Source organism: Vogesella perlucida (assembly GCF_979366545.1).
Genome location: NZ_CEETRO010000007.1, coordinates 33,530 through 48,857, shown reverse-complemented (window position 1 = coordinate 48,857; position 15,328 = coordinate 33,530). Strand labels below are relative to the sequence as shown.

Annotated in this window: 16 protein-coding genes; 2 read left to right on the top strand and 14 right to left on the bottom strand. The window is 60.7% G+C overall.

Annotated elements, in window-relative coordinates; genetic code table 11:
- Nucleotides 1-43: 43 nt before the first annotated feature.
- From dnaG to gmk, 8 genes are all read right to left on the bottom strand, one after another.
- Entirely contained in the window at nucleotides 44-1,825 is a 1,782-nt protein-coding gene (dnaG, locus tag ACZ9XP_RS11480) for a DNA primase (protein ID WP_438698035.1), read from the bottom strand.
- 9 nt (nucleotides 1,826-1,834) lie between these two features.
- Nucleotides 1,835-2,281 carry a GatB/YqeY domain-containing protein gene (locus ACZ9XP_RS11475; RefSeq protein ID WP_465188488.1) on the bottom strand — a complete coding sequence of 149 codons (447 nt, stop codon included), beginning with the start codon at nucleotides 2,279-2,281 and terminating at the stop codon, nucleotides 1,835-1,837.
- Nucleotides 2,282-2,392: 111 nt separating this feature from the next.
- Nucleotides 2,393-2,605, bottom strand: a complete 213-nt coding sequence (rpsU, locus tag ACZ9XP_RS11470) for a 30S ribosomal protein S21 (protein WP_144373731.1) — start codon at nucleotides 2,603-2,605, stop codon at nucleotides 2,393-2,395.
- Nucleotides 2,606-2,732: 127 nt separating this feature from the next.
- On the bottom strand, nucleotides 2,733-3,527 hold the full coding sequence (locus tag ACZ9XP_RS11465; RefSeq protein ID WP_026108125.1) for a thiazole synthase: 795 nt from the start codon (nucleotides 3,525-3,527) through the stop codon (nucleotides 2,733-2,735).
- A 19-nt stretch (nucleotides 3,528-3,546) separates the two neighbouring features.
- Nucleotides 3,547-3,753: a sulfur carrier protein ThiS gene (gene thiS / locus ACZ9XP_RS11460; protein ID WP_017509858.1), complete on the bottom strand. Its 207-nt coding sequence runs from the start codon at nucleotides 3,751-3,753 to the stop codon at nucleotides 3,547-3,549.
- Nucleotides 3,754-3,757: 4 nt separating this feature from the next.
- Nucleotides 3,758-5,917 carry a RelA/SpoT family protein gene (locus ACZ9XP_RS11455; RefSeq protein WP_438698039.1) on the bottom strand — a complete coding sequence of 720 codons (2,160 nt, stop codon included), beginning with the start codon at nucleotides 5,915-5,917 and terminating at the stop codon, nucleotides 3,758-3,760.
- 2 nt (nucleotides 5,918-5,919) lie between these two features.
- Entirely contained in the window at nucleotides 5,920-6,126 is a 207-nt protein-coding gene (gene rpoZ, locus ACZ9XP_RS11450) for a DNA-directed RNA polymerase subunit omega (RefSeq protein WP_017509856.1), read from the bottom strand.
- A 63-nt stretch (nucleotides 6,127-6,189) separates the two neighbouring features.
- Nucleotides 6,190-6,816 carry a guanylate kinase gene (gene gmk, locus ACZ9XP_RS11445; protein WP_147685970.1) on the bottom strand — a complete coding sequence of 209 codons (627 nt, stop codon included), beginning with the start codon at nucleotides 6,814-6,816 and terminating at the stop codon, nucleotides 6,190-6,192.
- Nucleotides 6,817-6,988: 172 nt separating this feature from the next.
- On the opposite strand from gmk, the gene ACZ9XP_RS11440 reads away from it, so the two are divergent.
- Both ACZ9XP_RS11440 and ACZ9XP_RS11435 read left to right on the top strand, forming a co-directional pair.
- Complete coding sequence (locus ACZ9XP_RS11440; RefSeq protein WP_147685968.1) at nucleotides 6,989-8,281, top strand: NCS2 family permease; 1,293 nt, start codon at nucleotides 6,989-6,991, stop codon at nucleotides 8,279-8,281.
- Between the two features lie 10 nt (nucleotides 8,282-8,291).
- Entirely contained in the window at nucleotides 8,292-8,849 is a 558-nt protein-coding gene (locus tag ACZ9XP_RS11435) for an adenine phosphoribosyltransferase (protein ID WP_147685966.1), read from the top strand.
- A gap of 103 nt (nucleotides 8,850-8,952) precedes the next feature.
- Here ACZ9XP_RS11435 and ACZ9XP_RS11430 read toward each other — a convergent pair whose 3' ends face one another.
- From ACZ9XP_RS11430 to ACZ9XP_RS11405, 6 genes are all read right to left on the bottom strand, one after another.
- On the bottom strand, nucleotides 8,953-10,932 hold the full coding sequence (locus ACZ9XP_RS11430) for a methyl-accepting chemotaxis protein (RefSeq protein WP_465188487.1): 1,980 nt from the start codon (nucleotides 10,930-10,932) through the stop codon (nucleotides 8,953-8,955).
- A gap of 200 nt (nucleotides 10,933-11,132) precedes the next feature.
- A complete protein-coding gene (gene murA / locus ACZ9XP_RS11425) occupies nucleotides 11,133-12,392 on the bottom strand; it encodes a UDP-N-acetylglucosamine 1-carboxyvinyltransferase (protein WP_147685962.1) in 1,260 nt (419 codons plus the stop codon).
- Nucleotides 12,393-12,402: 10 nt separating this feature from the next.
- Nucleotides 12,403-12,648 carry a BolA family protein gene (locus tag ACZ9XP_RS11420; protein WP_017509850.1) on the bottom strand — a complete coding sequence of 82 codons (246 nt, stop codon included), beginning with the start codon at nucleotides 12,646-12,648 and terminating at the stop codon, nucleotides 12,403-12,405.
- Nucleotides 12,649-12,688: 40 nt separating this feature from the next.
- Complete coding sequence (locus tag ACZ9XP_RS11415) at nucleotides 12,689-13,444, bottom strand: ABC transporter permease (RefSeq protein WP_017509849.1); 756 nt, start codon at nucleotides 13,442-13,444, stop codon at nucleotides 12,689-12,691.
- Complete coding sequence (locus ACZ9XP_RS11410) at nucleotides 13,444-14,346, bottom strand: ABC transporter ATP-binding protein (RefSeq protein WP_147685960.1); 903 nt, start codon at nucleotides 14,344-14,346, stop codon at nucleotides 13,444-13,446. Before ACZ9XP_RS11410 ends, ACZ9XP_RS11415 begins: the two co-directional genes overlap by 1 nt.
- 46 nt (nucleotides 14,347-14,392) lie before the next feature.
- Nucleotides 14,393-15,040, bottom strand: coding sequence for a TetR family transcriptional regulator (locus ACZ9XP_RS11405; protein WP_147685958.1), 648 nt, complete (start codon nucleotides 15,038-15,040; stop codon nucleotides 14,393-14,395).
- Nucleotides 15,041-15,328 lie beyond the last annotated feature (288 nt).

Below are 15,328 nucleotides of genomic sequence, written 5' to 3'. Positions count from 1 at the left end.
AAAAAACAATTGATTATATCACAACTACGTGTACGGGGCTCGGTCAGCTGGCTGGGGTTGGCCGCATGCGGCGGGCTAGCAGGGTGCGCAGAAGCTGTAGTTCTTCTTGCGACAGGTGCTCGTAGCCTTTGTTAGACAGTGTCGAAACCAGCTCGTCATCGTAGCGGTCCATGAGTTTGTCAAAACCCAGTATGAAGTTTTCCCGGTCCAGCTCGTTGGGGTTGATGAATTCTTCACTTCTGAGTTGTGAGTCTTGCAGCACCGAATCAATGATGGATTCGTGCTCGGTATGGCGGAAACCTTCCGCCAGCACGGCGCAGCTGGGTAGCTGTTCGCTGGCTTGTACTCTTTCGATGATGGCCACCAGGGCGGCCATTTCGCCTTCGTAGATTTCGTTCTCGCGTATCTGTATGGCCAGTGCCCATTCCGGGTTCATCAGTACGTCGCGGATCTGCTTGCGCATGATGGGGGTGCTGGCCGGGCGGGTGGATTCGCGTGGCAGGCGGTATTCGCGCCGGCCTTTGCGCTCGGGCCGGCTATGGCCCATCAGCATGTCGATTTCGTCGACTTCCATCTGCGCCAGCTCGGCCAGGCGCTTCTTGATGATATAGCCCAACATGGGGGCGGCTATCTGGTCTAGCAAGGGCTTGGCTTGCTTGATCAGGTCGGCGCGGCCTTCCGGGCTGGATAAATCGACGCTGGCGGTGAGCTCGCGGGTGAAGTAGGCCGAGAGCGGAATGCTCTGCTCGCGCAGCGCGGCTTCGAAGGCTTCGCGGCCGTGTTCGCGGATGTAGCTGTCCGGGTCATGCTCTTGCGGCAGAAACAGAAAATGCAGCGCCTTGCCGTCTACCAGCTGCGGCAGGCTGTTTTCCAGCGCACGCCAGGCGGCTTTCTGGCCGGCTTTGTCACCGTCGAAGCAGAAGTACACTTGGTCGGCGTGGCGCAGTAGCTTGCGCACGTGTTCGCCGGTGGTGGCCGTGCCCAGCGTGGCTACGGCGTATTCCACGCCGTATTGCGCCAGGGCGACGACGTCCATATAGCCTTCTACTACCAGCACGGCGTTGGCGTGGCGGATAGCCTGGCGGGCTTCGTACAGGCCGTACAGCTCGCGGCCCTTTTCGAATAGCGGGGTTTCCGGCGAGTTCAGGTATTTGGGCTCGCCTTTGCCCAGCACGCGGCCGCCAAAGCCGATGATGGCGCCACGCTGGTTGCGGATGGGGAACATCACGCGGTCGCGGAAACGGTCGTAGCGGCGGCCTGTGTCTTCGGCCTCGATCACCAGGCCGGACTCCAGCAGCGCAGGGTTCAGGTAGTCGCTGAATACGGCTTGCAGGTTTTGCCAGTCGCCGGGGGCGTAGCCCAGGCCGAAGCGGGCGGCGATTTCGCCGGTCAGGCCGCGGCCTTTCAGGTAGCTGATGGCGTTAACGGCACTTTTGAGCTGCTGCTTGTAGTAGGCAGCAGCCTGGCTGAGTGCGCTTTCCAGCGAGAGCTGTTTTTCGCGCGCGGCGCGGCTGGCTTCAGGGTTGGCCGCACGTTCTTGCGGTACTTGCAGGCCGATGCCTTCGGCCAGGCTTTTGACGGCGTCCACAAAGGGCAGCCCCTGGTATTCCATCACGAAGCCGATGGCGGAGCCATGCGCACCACAACCAAAGCAATGGTAGAACTGCTTGGTGGGGCTAACGGTGAAGGAGGGGGATTTTTCTTTGTGGAACGGGCAGCAGGCCATGTAGTTCTGGCCTGCCTTTTTCAGCGGAACATAGCGATCCACCACGTCGACAATGTCGACGCGGGACAGGAGCTGATCGATGAAGTCCTGCGGGATCATCCGGCGGGCTTAGCCGGCCAGCTTGGCTTTGATGCGGGCAGACACGGCGCCCATGTCGGCACGGCCGGCCATGTGCGGTTTCAGCAGGGCCATCACTTTGCCCATGTCCTGCATGCCGGCAGCGCCGCTGGCGGCGATGGCGCCGTCGATCATGGTGTCGATTTCTTCGGCAGTCAGCTGTTGTGGCAGGTAGGCGCTCAGCACGGCCATTTCGGCTTTTTCTTTGTCAGCCAGGTCTTGGCGCTGGGCAGCTTCGTACTGGGTGATGGAGTCACGGCGCTGTTTCAGCATTTTGTCCACCACGGCCGTGATGCCGGCGTCGTCCAGCTCCACGCGCTCGTCCACTTCTTTTTGCTTGATGGCCGCCATCAGCAGGCGAATGGCTGCCAGACGGTCGGTTTCGCGAGCTTTCATCGCGGTTTTCATGTCTTCGGAGATGCGGGCTTTCAGGCTCATGATGGTGTCCGTGCGGGGTGGGGTAAGGTTGGCCGCAGCAGGGCTGCAGCCAGCGCATAAATGGCAAAACCGCAGGGCGGGCCTGCGGTCTTGTGCTTGCTACCGTAAAGCTTAGTACAGCTTCGGTGGCAGCATTTGGCTGCGGATGCGCTTGTAGTGGCGCTTCACGGCAGCAGCTTTTTTACGCTTACGTTCTGCAGTTGGCTTCTCGTAGAATTCACGGGCGCGCAGTTCGGTCAGCAGACCGGTTTTTTCGATAGCGCGCTTGAAGCGACGCATGGCAACTTCAAACGGTTCGTTCTCTTTAACGCGGATAGTCGGCATTTAGCTGAGGTCCTTAAATCTTTTGGCTTGAGGCATTTCTGCCTCGAGGAAAATGAGTATTCTAAACAACGTTGTAGCTTTTGTAAAAGCCAGATGCGTGGCAACGGGTATTAGTGTGCACTGCGCATCATCCCGAACGGGAAGAAATCACCCCCTCACGTGGCGAACTCGGTGTCGCCGAATAAAAGCGTTTAGGCATACGCCCGGCCAGGTACGCTTCGCGACCGGCCTGGACGCCCAGTTTCATGGCCAGTGCCATACGCACAGGGTCTTGTGCGGCGGCAATGGCAGTATTCATCAGTACCCCGTGGCAACCCAGCTCCATGCCGATGGTTGCGTCCGAGGCGGTACCCACGCCGGCGTCAACCAGCACGGGGACATTCGATTGCTCGATGATGAGCTGCAGGTTCCACGGGTTCAGAATGCCCATGCCGGAACCGATCAGGCTGGCCAGAGGCATGATGGCGCAGCAGCCTATCTGTTCCAGCTCTTTGGCGACGATGGGGTCATCCGAGGTGTAAACCATCACGTCGAAGCCTTCCTTCACCAGGGTTTCGGCGGCTTTGAGCGTGTCGCGTACGTTGGGGTACAAGGTATGCGGGTCGCCCAGTACTTCCAGCTTCACCAGGCGGTGGTCGTCCAGCAGCTCACGCGCGAGGCGCAAGGTCCGCACGGCGTCGTCTGCGGTGTAGCAGCCCGCCGTGTTGGGCAGCAGTGTATACCGGTTTTTTGGCAAAAAGTCCAGCAAATTCGGCTCGTTAGGGTTTTGCCCCAGGTTCACGCGGCGGATGGCCACGGTAACGATTTCGCAGCCGGAAGCGTCCAGCGCGTCGGCGGTTTGCTGGAAGTCGCGGTACTTGCCGGTGCCAACCAGCAGGCGCGATTGGTAGGATTTTCCGGCGATGATCAATGGGTCTTGCACGCTTGGTCCCTTGCTAAAGTTAACCGCCGCCCACGGCGACGACGATTTCCAGCGCATCACCCTCTGCAAGCGGGGTGTTGGCGTGCTGGCTACGCGGTACGATTTCGCCATTGCGTTCTATGGCAATGCGCTTGCCGGTGAGGCCCAGCTCGGCAATCAGGGCGGCCAGGCTGTCTACGTGCCCGGAGAGCGTGCGGTCTTCACCGTTAATACGAATGCGGGGCATGGTGCTAGCGTCTTTCTGCGCGCTGGACGACTTCCACTTGCTGAACCTGTGCCAGCACCTTTTCCAGATGCTGCAGGTTGTCTACCTGCAGGCGGAAATGAATGTGGATGTAGCCGTCCTGGCTGTGGTTGTCTTGCGTGTCGACGGTTTCGATGTTGGCCGAGGCGTGCGAGATGGCGGCGGCGATATCGGCCAGCGCGCCGCGCTGGTTAAACGCCAGAATGCTGATGTTCACGCCGAACATGCGGTCTTTTACTGCTTCCCAGCGTACTTCCAGCAGCTTTTCTGCCTCCACGCGCTGCACGTTGTGGCAGCTGCCGCGGTGAATCAGCAAGCCTTGGTCTTTTTTGGCGATGCCGACAATCTGGTCGCCCGGTATCGGGTTGCAACAGTTGGACAGGTGGATGGCGGCGCCTTCGTTGCCACGGATGGCAATCGGGCCCAGCGCGGCCTGCTGTGCCTGCTGGCCGGATAGCTCCAGCAGCTTGCGCGCCACCACGGCGGCCAGCTGTTTGCCGGTACCGATGTCGGCCAGGATGTCGCTAAAGCGGCGGTTGCGCTCGCCCAGGCGGGCCAGCAGCGCGTCTTCCAGCTCTGGCGTGATGTCCGGCTCAAAGGCCGACAGCGCGCTGGCGGCCTGGCGCAGCAGCTTTTGCCCCAGCTGGATGGCGTCTTGTGTCTGTAGCGATTTCAGGTAATTGCGAATGCCGGAGCGTGCACGGCCGCTTTGCACGAAATTCAGCCACGATGGGTTGGGCTTGGTTTGCGTGGAGGTAATGATGTCCACAGTGTCGCCGTTACGCAGCACGCTGCGCAGCGGTACCAGGTTGTGGTTCACGCGGGCGGCGATACAGCGGTGGCCCACGTCGGTGTGTACCGCGTAGGCAAAGTCCACCGGGGTGGAGCCGTGCGGCAGCACGATGATCTTGCCCTTGGGTGTAAACACGTACACCTCGTCGGGGAACAGGTCGATCTTGATGTGTTCCAGGAACTCGACGGCGTCGTCGCTTTCGGCCTGCATGTCCAGCAGGCTTTGCAGCCACTGGTGTGTGCGCTGCTTGGCCGCGTCGATGCTGGCGTGACCGGATTTGTACATCCAGTGCGAAGCAATGCCTGCTTCGGCCACCGCGTTCATTTCACGGGTGCGGATCTGCATTTCCACAGGGGTGCCGTAGGGACCGAACAGGGTGGTGTGCAGGCTCTGGTAGCCGTTGCCCTTGGGGATGGCGATGTAGTCCTTGAACTTGCCCGGAATGGGCTTGTACAGGCTGTGCAGCGCGCCCAGTGCCAGGTAGCAGCCGGGGTTGTCTTTGACGATGATGCGAAAGCCGTAGATATCCAGCACTTCGGAAAACGACAGGCTTTTTTCCTGCATTTTCTTGTAGATGCTGTACAGGTTTTTCTCGCGGCCTTTGATGGTGGCCTCGATATTGGCCTCCACCAGCTTCTGGCTAACGGCTTTCAGGATCTTGTCCACCACCTCGCGCCGGTTGCCGCGTGCGGCACGCACGGCTTTGGACAGCACGTGGTAGCGGTGCGGGTGCAGGTGCATGAACGCCAGGTCCTGCAGCTCGCGGTAGACCTTGTTCAGGCCGATGCGGTTGGCGATAGGGGCGTAGATTTCCAGCGTTTCCAGCGCTATGCGCTGGCGCTTGTCTTCGCGCATGGCGTCCAGCGTGCGCATATTGTGCAGGCGGTCGGCCAGCTTCACGATGATCACGCGGATATCGCGCGCCATCGCCAGTACCATCTTGCGGAAGTTTTCCGCCTGGGCGGTTTCCTTGGTCTGGTATTCCAGCTTTTCCAGCTTGGACAGCCCGTCTACCAGGTCGGCAATGGTGCGGCCAAACTGGTCGGACAGCGTGGGCTTGGTGACGCCAGTGTCTTCCAGGACGTCGTGCATCAGCGCTGCGGCCAACCCTTGGGCATCCAGCCGCCAGTCGGTGAGCATGGTGGCGACCGCTAGCGGGTGGGTGATGTAGGGCTCGCCGCTTTTGCGGGTCTGGCCTTCGTGCGCGTCGCGCGCGGTGATGAAGGCCTGGCGCAGCAGCTGTACGTCTTCGGGCTTCAGGTAGCGCGACGCGGCCAGGAATAACGCCTCGGCCTCGGCGTCAACGAGGGCGTTGTAGTCGATAGGGGAGGCGTTATCCGCGGTCATCGGCAGAATCAGCCTTTGTGGCGGGTGAGGATTTCGCGGCCAACGTGGCCACCGGCGATCTCGCGCAGGGCAACGACGGTAGGCTTGTTACGGCCTTGCTCTACAAAAGCGGTGGCACCGGAGGCTACCTGACGGGCACGGTAGGCAGCTGCCAGGGTCAGGTCGAAGCGGTTGTGGATGCGGTCGAGGCAATCGTCAACGGTAATACGGGCCATGGTATGTCTCTTTCACAAAGGGTGAAGCAAAAAGATAAGGGATTGTGCGATCCGGATAAAGCCCTAGCGGGGCGTTTGCATGCCGGCAATGCTGCTGCCGTGGCGCTGCAGCTGGCGTGCGGTGTGCAGGCGCTGGCTGCGGATCACGCTGATCAGGTCCAGGCGGGCCTGGTCGAAATCATCGTTCACGATCAGGTAGTCGTACTCGGCGACCTGATCGATTTCCATGCGTGCCTCTGACAGACGGCGCTGGATCACTTCTTCGCTATCGGTAGCACGGCCACGCAGGCGGGCTTCCAGTACGGGCAGCGATGGCGGCAGGATGAACACGGCCACGGCTTCGCCAAAGACCTTGCGGACCTGGCGTGCCCCCTGCCAGTCGATTTCCAGCAGGATATCGTGGCCTGCGGCCAACCTTTCACGCAGCCAGCGCGCGCTGGTGCCGTAGTAGTTGCCGTAGACCTCGGCGTACTCCAGGAAGTCGCCAGCGGCGATCATGCCTTCAAAGGCGGCGCGGTCGACAAAATGGTAGTTCTTGCCGTCCACCTCGCCTTCGCGCGGGGCGCGAGTTGTATAGGATACCGACAGCTCTACACCGGGCTCCGCTTGCAACAGCGCGGCCACCAGCGAGGTTTTACCGGCGCCGGAGGGGGCCACCACGATAAAAATCGAGCCTTGGGCTGACGTCATGTAAGCGCTTCCTAACGAACTTGAGCAATATTTCAGGATACCACAAGGCGCTGTTGTGGTTAAGCCGGGCTTGCCACCGATAAACTGCAGCGCAACAAACGAGCGTTTCAGGTTAAAATCGCGCGTTTTTCAAACAGTTACGTCTCAAAAGACGAGGGGAGGGCATGTCATCATGCTAGAAAGCTTCTTCAAGCTTAAAGAGCACGGCACCGACGTCAAGACCGAGGTCATTGCCGGTTTCACCACGTTCCTGACAATGGCTTACATTGTTATCGTGAACCCGGCCATCCTGTCGATTACCGGCATGGATTTCAACGCCGTGTTTGTTGCCACCTGCCTGGCTGCTGCGCTGGGTACCGCCATCATGGCGCTGGTGGCCAACTACCCGATCGCGCTGGCGCCGGGTATGGGCCTGAACGCCTACTTTACCTTTACCGTGGTAAAAGGCATGGGCGTACCGTGGGAAGCGGCGCTGGGTGCCGTGTTCATTTCCGGTATCGTGTTCCTGGCGGTGAGCCTGTTCAAGGTGCGTGAAGCCATCGTGAACGCCATTCCCCAGTCGCTGAAATTTGCCATCTCGGCAGGTGTGGGCTTGTTCCTGGCCATCATCGCGCTGAAAAACGCCGGTGTGGTGGTGGATCACCCCGCTACGCTGCTGACCATGGGCAATATGCACGACCCGAAAGTGCTGCTGGCTATCCTGGGTTTCTTCATCATCGTGGCGCTGGAGTACCGCAAGGTGCACGGCTCCATCATTATCGGTGTGCTGGCCGTGACCGCGCTGTCCATCATGCTGGGCCTGTCCAGCTTTGAAGGCATCTTCGCCCCGGTGCCGAGCATCGAACCGACTTTCATGAAGATGGACCTGCAAGGCGCCATGACGGCTGGCCTGCTGGGCGTGATTTTCGTGTTCTTCTTTGTGGATCTGTTTGACACCACCGGTACCCTGGTAGGTGTATCGCACCGTGCCGGCCTGCTGGACAAAGACGGCAAGCTGCCACGCCTGAAGCGTGCGCTGATGGCCGACTCGGTAGCCATTACCGCCGGTGCTGCCATGGGTACGTCGTCTACTACTGCCTACATCGAATCGGCTGCGGGTACCGCCGTGGGTGGCCGTACCGGCCTGACCGCGCTGGTGGTGGCCATCCTGTTCCTGGCCTGCCTGTGGATCTCCCCGCTGGCCAAGACTGTACCGGCTTACGCTACCGCGCCGGCACTGTGCTACGTGGCCGTGCTGATGACCCGTGGCCTGGCCGAGATCAACTGGGATGACCTGACCGAATCCGCCCCGGCGGTGATGACTGCCGTGGCCATGCCGTTTACCTTCTCCATTGCTGACGGTATCGCCTTTGGCTTTATCAGCTACGCCGTGATCAAGATTCTGGCTGGCCGCTTTGCCGACCTGAAACCGGCTGTGCTGGTGATTGCCGGCCTGTGGGTGGTGAAGCTGGCGTTCTTCCACTAAGGCATAAAGTATGGAAAACCTGAGTAACCTGGACTATTCGCGCTACCTGAAGGGCTGGATCCGCACCGTGCCGAACTGGCCGAGTGACGGGGTGATGTTCCGCGATATTACCCCGCTGCTGCAGAACCCCAAGACCTTCCGCATGCTGATCGATATTTTCGTGCACCGTTATATGGGCGAAAAGATCGATATGGTGGCGGGCCTGGACGCGCGCGGCTTCATCATCGGTTCGGTGCTGGCCTACGAGCTGAACGTCGGCTTTGTGCCTATCCGCAAAAAGGGCAAGCTGCCCTACACCACGGTGGCGGAAGAGTACGAGCTGGAATACGGCAACGCCACGGTGGAAATGCATACCGATGCGGTGAAGCCGGGTGACCGTGTGGTGCTGATCGACGACCTGATCGCCACCGGCGGTACCATGATGGCCGGTTACAAACTGCTGCAGCGCCTGGGCGCCGAGGTGGTGGAAGCCGCCGGCATTATCGAGCTGCCCGAGCTGGGCGGTGGTGACTTGATGCGCGGCCTGGATATTCCGCTGTTTACCGTGTGCTCGTTCGACGGCCACTAGCCGTTGCGGCCATGGCCATGAAAAGCCCTGCTTGCTTGCGCAAGCAGGGCTTTTTTGTCGGGGTTGGCCGCAGGGCAGTGCTGCGGCCAACCTTGGTAGGCGCTTACAGCTTGAAGCGTGCCAGCAGGTCCTGCAGCTCGTCGGCCAGGCGCTGCAAATCGGCCACCGCACCGCTGGCGTGGGCCAGCGAGGCATCGGTATCGGCCGTCATGGCGTGAATCGCCTCGATATGGCTGGCGATATCGCGGCTGGCCAGTGATTGCTCGGCAGTCGCCGAGGCAATATGGCCCACGGTGTCCAGCACCCCTAGGTTATGGCTGCGGATCTGGGTAATGGCGCCGGCGGCGCGTTCGGCCAGCATCACCCCGTTTTCTACCTGGCGGATGGCGCTGTCCATGCTGCCGGCAGCCCCTGCGGTGGCTTCCTGTACCTGGCGGATACTGGCGGCAATTTCTACCGTAGCCGACGCGGTGCGCTCGGCCAGTTTGCGTACTTCGTCGGCCACGACGGCAAAGCCGCGGCCTTGCTCGCCGGCCCGTGCCGCCTCGATAGCGGCATTCAGCGCCAGCAGGTTGGTTTGCTCGGCAATATCCTTGATCACCTGCACGATGCTGCTGATTTGTTCCGAGCGGTTTTCCAGCCCGTTCAGTACGCCACCCAGGCTGCGGATGGTGTCGGCAATGCGGCCGATTTCGCTGGCGGTGCTGTGCACGCTGTCGGCGACTTGCTCGGCTTCGTTACCTGCGCTGCGTGCCGCGTGCTCTGCTACACGTGCCGATTCGGCAATACGGCTGATGCTGCCGGATAGCTGGCTCACCGCGCCGGCGGTGTGGGTGGCGGCCTGCGCCTGCTGGCTGGAGTGTTGGCTGATCTCGGTGGTTTCGCTGGCCAGTGCGGCTACTGCGTGGTTGACCTGGCTGGTGCGCGTGCGCACATCCAGCAGCATGTGGCGCAGGGCCTGGCTGAAGTGGTTGAACGCCGCGGCTGAGGCGCCGATTTCGTCTTTACCGCTAATGGCCAGTTGCCGTGTCAGGTCGCCATCGCCACCGGATAGCTCGCTCAGTGCGCTTTGCAGGCGGCCTAGCGGGGCTACCAGCTTGCCCAGCAGCAGGGCCAGCGCCAGCAGAATCAGCAGCAGGGCTAGCAGGCTGATGCCTGCTGTTTGCAAGGTGGCGGCACGGGTATCGGCAAACGCACTGGCCAGCGGGATGGAGATGCGTACTGCCCACGGCTGGCTGGTGCGGCCAACGTTGACTGGCTGGATCAGGTGCAGGATGTTGTCTGCGCTGTATTCGAAGGCCTTGCCCTGCTGGATGGCGGTGCTGGCAGCTGGGGGCAGTGTGCTGTCTTTTTTGCCGATGAGCGCTTTATCCGCCGCACCCAGCACCATGGCCTGGCTGGAGTAGATGGTCATGAAGCCGGTGCCGTAGGGCTGTACCTGCGCGGCGAGGGCTTGCAGTTTGCCCAGCCCCATGTCGATACCGGCTACGCCCAGGAACTGCCCGTTGCGGAGGATAGGGTAAGACAGGGTGGCCATCAGTACTTTGATGTCGCGGTCTTCGTAGGGCTCGGTCATCACCGGCTGCCGGCTGGCTTTGGGGCTGGCGTAGTATTCGTCGCCATCGACATCTTCTGCGCCCCAGACCGTGTCTTCTTTGCCGTCTTTGCGAAACCAGTACACCCCGGCACGGCCTTGGGCGTCGTTTTCCGGTTTACCGGCCAGCTCGCTGTCGCGCCCGTCCAGCGCATTGGCTTCCCACAGGGTGAAGATCCCCACGGCATCGGGGTGTTGAGACAGCAGCGCCCGGGTTTGCTGGCTGGCCAGCTGGCGCAGGTCGGGTGTGCCGCTGCCGGGCAGGGCTTGCATGCCGGTGGCCAGGGCTTCGACTGCGGTGTAGCTGCGTTCCAGCAGGATGCGCAGCTTGTCGGCCTCGCCCTGTGCCTGGGTGCGCGCATGCGCCAGGACGCTGTTTTCGGCATGCTGCAGGGTGAGCCAGCTATTCAGCCCGATCAGGGTGGCAAACCCCACCATGACCAGTAGCCCGGCACCGAGCAGCAATTTGGTTTTGATGCTGTGGCGCATGTCTTATCCTTGTTTAAGATATTTAACATTATTCAGGCTTTTCACTGCAGCAAGCAATAAATTTACCCTGATCACAGCCCGCGGCTGCCACCGATGTGGTTATCTTAAACTCTAGACTGTCACGCACAGCTTGCCAGCCCGGTCAGGCTGAAAAGCAAAAAAGCCCCTGACGGGGCTTTGGGCTATGGAGCAAGCAGCGCTTAGCTGTTGCTGCGGGTAATGTTGGCGCCTACGGCGTTGAGCTTGTCTTCGATGTGCTCGTAGCCACGGTCCAGGTGGTAAATGCGGTCCACCACGGTTTCGCCTTCGGCGACCAGGCCGGCAATCACCAGGCTGGCAGAGGCGCGCAGGTCGGTAGCCATCACGGTGGCGCCGGACAGCTTGTCTACCCCCTTCACGATGGCGGTGTTGCCTTCCACTTCGATATTGGCGCCCATGCGGTTCAGTTCGGGTACGTGCATGAAGCGGTTTTCGAAGATGGTTTCCGTCATCACGGCAGTGCCTTCCGCGATGGTGTTCAGCGTCATCATCTGCGCCTGCATATCGGTAGGGAAGGCTGGGTGCGGCAGGGTGCGTACGTTGACGGCTTTCGGGCGGCGCTTCATGTCCAGCGAGATCCAGTCGTCACCGCATTCGATCACGGCACCCGTTTCGGCCAGCTTGTCCAGGATCACGTCCATGGCACGCGGGGCAGCATTGCGCAGCACCACGTGGCCCTGGGTCATGGCACCGGCCACCAGGAAGGTACCGGCTTCGATACGGTCCGGCATGATGGCGTGTTGTGCGCCGTGCAGGCGCTCGACGCCTTCGATCACCAGGCGGTCGGTGCCGATGCCCTGGATCTTGGCACCCATGGCCACCAGGCAGTTGGCCAGGTCGACGACTTCCGGCTCGCGCGCGGCGTTTTCCAGAATGGTGATGCCCTCGGCCAGCGTGGCGGCCATCATCAGGTTTTCGGTACCGCCTACGGTCACCATGTCCATCATGATGTGCGCGCCGCGCAGGCGCTTGGCGCGGGCTTTGACATAGCCGTGCTCGATGGAGATTTCCGCCCCCATGGCGACCATACCCTTGATGTGCTGGTCTACCGGGCGGCTACCGATGGCGCAGCCGCCTGGCAGCGAGACGGTGGCTTCGCCGTAGCGGGCCAGCATGGGGCCCAGCACCAGAATGGACGCACGCATGGTTTTCACCAGCTCGTACGGTGCAACCAGGGTGTCCAGCTGCGAGGCAGTGATTTCGACCTCATGCACGTTGTCGGTCATCACGCGCACGCCCATGCCTTGCAGCAGTTTTTGCGTGGTAGACACATCGCGCAGCATGGGTACGTTGCTGAGCTTCAGCGTGTCGGCGGTCAGCAGGCCTGCACACAGGATGGGCAGGGCGGCATTTTTGGCGCCGGAAACGCGGATTTCACCATTGAGCGGGCCGTTGCCGCCTTGAATGACCAGTTTTTCCATTATGTTTTTTTTAGCCTTGTTGCTGCGCCCATTCTTCCGGGCTGAGTGTCTTCATCGACAGCGCGTGGATTTCGGCACGCATGCGGTCACCCAGTGCGTTGTAGACCAGCTGGTGACGCTGTACACGGTTGCGGCCGGAAAACTCGGGGCTGACGATGACTGCTTCAAAGTGGGTACCATCGTCACCCAGTACCTGGATATGCTCACAGGCAAGGGTGGAGGTGATGACGTTCTGGATATAGTCTGCACTAACCATGGTAAATCCTGTAGGAAAGCTGTCAAAAAACGGTGCGGGCTTACTGGCGTAATTTGTAGCCGCTACCGATCAAATACAAGGACCAGCTTGCCAGTGCGGCAAAGCTGCCCCCCACTACCGCCAGCGAAAGCCAGGGGGAGACATCACCCTGGCCAAAGAAGCCGTAGCGGAAGCCGTCAATCATGTAGAACACCGGGTTTAGGTGGGACACGGTTTTCCACAGGGGTGGCAGGCTGTTGATGGAGTAAAACACCCCTGACAGGAAAGTCAGCGGCATGATGATAAAGTTCTGGAAGGCTGCCAGCTGGTCGAATTTATCGGCCCAGATGCCTGCCACAATGCCCAGTGTACCCAGTACGCCACAGCCCAGCGCGGCAAACGCCAGAATCCACAGCGGGTGGCTGGGTAGCGGCAGGCCAAACCAGGCGGTGACAGCCAGTACGCCAGCACCCACCACCAGGCCCCGTACGATCGCGGCCAGCAGGTAGGCGCCAAAAAACTCCAGCGCGGTAAGCGGTGGCAGCAGCAGGAACACGATATTGCCGGTGATCTTGCTCTGTATCAGGCTGGACGAGCTGTTGGCAAAGGCGTTTTGCGCCATCGACATCATCACCAAGCCGGGTATCAGGAAAGCGGTATAGCTCACGCCGGGGTAGGCTTCAACGTGCTGCGACAGCACGTGCGAAAAAATCAGCTGGTACAGCAGGGCGGTCAGCACCGGGGCCATGACGGTCTGGAAGGCGACTTTCCAGAAACGCAGGATCTCTTTTTTGAACAGCGTCATGAAGCCGTGCATCACACTCGCCCCCCATGCATCATTTTCACAAACACCTGCTCCAGGTCCGTTTCGTGGATAGACAGCTCGCGCACCTCCACTGCGGCCAACCTTAGCTCGCGCAGGACGTCTTCCAGGCGGGCAATATCGGCCAGCTGCAGGATGTGGCGGCCATCCGCCTCGCGCACTTTCAGCGGCTGCAGGCTGGCGGGCAGCGCTGCGGCCAACTTCAGCGAGATCTCGCGGGTAGCGCTATGCGCCAGCAGCTTGTCCTTGTTTTCCAGCGCCAGCAGTTTGCCTTTTTTCAGCATGGCGATGCGGCTGCACAGGGTTTCGGCTTCTTCCAGATAGTGTGTGGTCAGTACGATGGTGTGGCCGGCCTGGTTCAGTTCCTGCACAAAGGCCCACAGGCTCTGGCGCAGCTCTACGTCTACCCCGGCAGTGGGCTCGTCCAGCACGATCACCGGCGGGCGGTGTACCAGTGCCTGCGCCACCATGACACGGCGTTTCATGCCGCCGGACAGCGCGCGCATATTGGTGCCGGCTTTGTCGGTCAGCCCCAGCTTGTGCAGCAACTCGTCTATCCAGGCATCGTTGCGGCGAATGCCAAAGTAGCCGGACTGGAATACCAGGGCTTCGCGTACGCTGAAAAACGGGTCGAACACCAGTTCTTGCGGTACCACGCCCAAGGTCATGCGTGCCTGGCGGGCGCTGCCTACCGTATCGTGCCCCATGATGCGGATATGGCCGCTATCCGGGCGCGACAGGCCGGCCATGGCCGAAATCAGGGTGGTTTTGCCGGCGCCGTTGGGGCCGAGCAAGGCAAAGAATTCGCCCTGCGCTACGGTGAAACTGACGCTATCCAGTGCCTGCAAGCTGCCAAAACGCTTGCTGACGGACTCGATGCTGATCGCGTGGGTCATGGCCAAATGCGGTGTTGTCTGCGGGAAAGCGCGGAGTATACGCCAATCAGGCCGCCGGTGCAGCGCCCTGTAGCCAGCAATCGTCACGGAAAACCCCGACAAAATAAGGGCTTAACATGGCAGATAGATGGCGGTGGATGGTGTCGTTTTCGATGGCAATCATCCAGCTATGGCACAAGCCGCCGTACAAGGAGTGCAGGCCGATGGCGGCGAGCGCCGGTACCACGCCCGGGCGTAGCAGACCTTGCTGCCCGGCCTCTTCCAGTACACGGGTGAGCTGGGCTTGTTTTTCTTGCGTCCAGCTAAGTTGTTCCAGCAGAAGCGGGGCCATTTCGCCCACCTGCTCGCAGCCAATATGGTGAATGGCGCAGATACGGCGCATGCGTTGGTCGTGATAGAGCAGGTCGAACATGGCGTGCACGTGGTGCCACAGCCGTGCTGCAGGGTTGTAATGGGTATCCAGCAAGATGCCGTCAATGATTTCCAGCGCCGGCACGATGCGGTCGCACAGCGCGTTGAACAGGTCCAGCTTGTTGGCGAAGTGCCAGTAGATGGCGCCACGCGTCAGCCCCGCTGCCGCAGCAATGTCGGTCAGCGAGGTGGCGGCCACGCCTTGCTCCCAGAATACCTTTTCGGCGGTATCCAGTAGCAGCTGGCGGGTTTGTTCGGCTTCTTCGCGGGTTTTTCTGGCCATGTCGATAAAAGGGGTATCAAAGCGGGCGTAAGGATAGCGACAAACGGTGGTGTCTGCAGCACTGTTTGTTTACATACATACGTGAATGTATGTATTATCGCACCAAAATAGCCAATGTGCTGCCTGAATGTATGTTGCATCGCCGCAAGCCGGTCGGCACAGCTTGCCGCCATGCCACTTGTATTGTGCTGCCAGCAGCTACACTGAAAACCATCACACACTGCCGGGTGGGGCTGTGCCACCCGCTTGGCTCATTAGCATTGAACACGCCTGCATTGCATTCAGGCC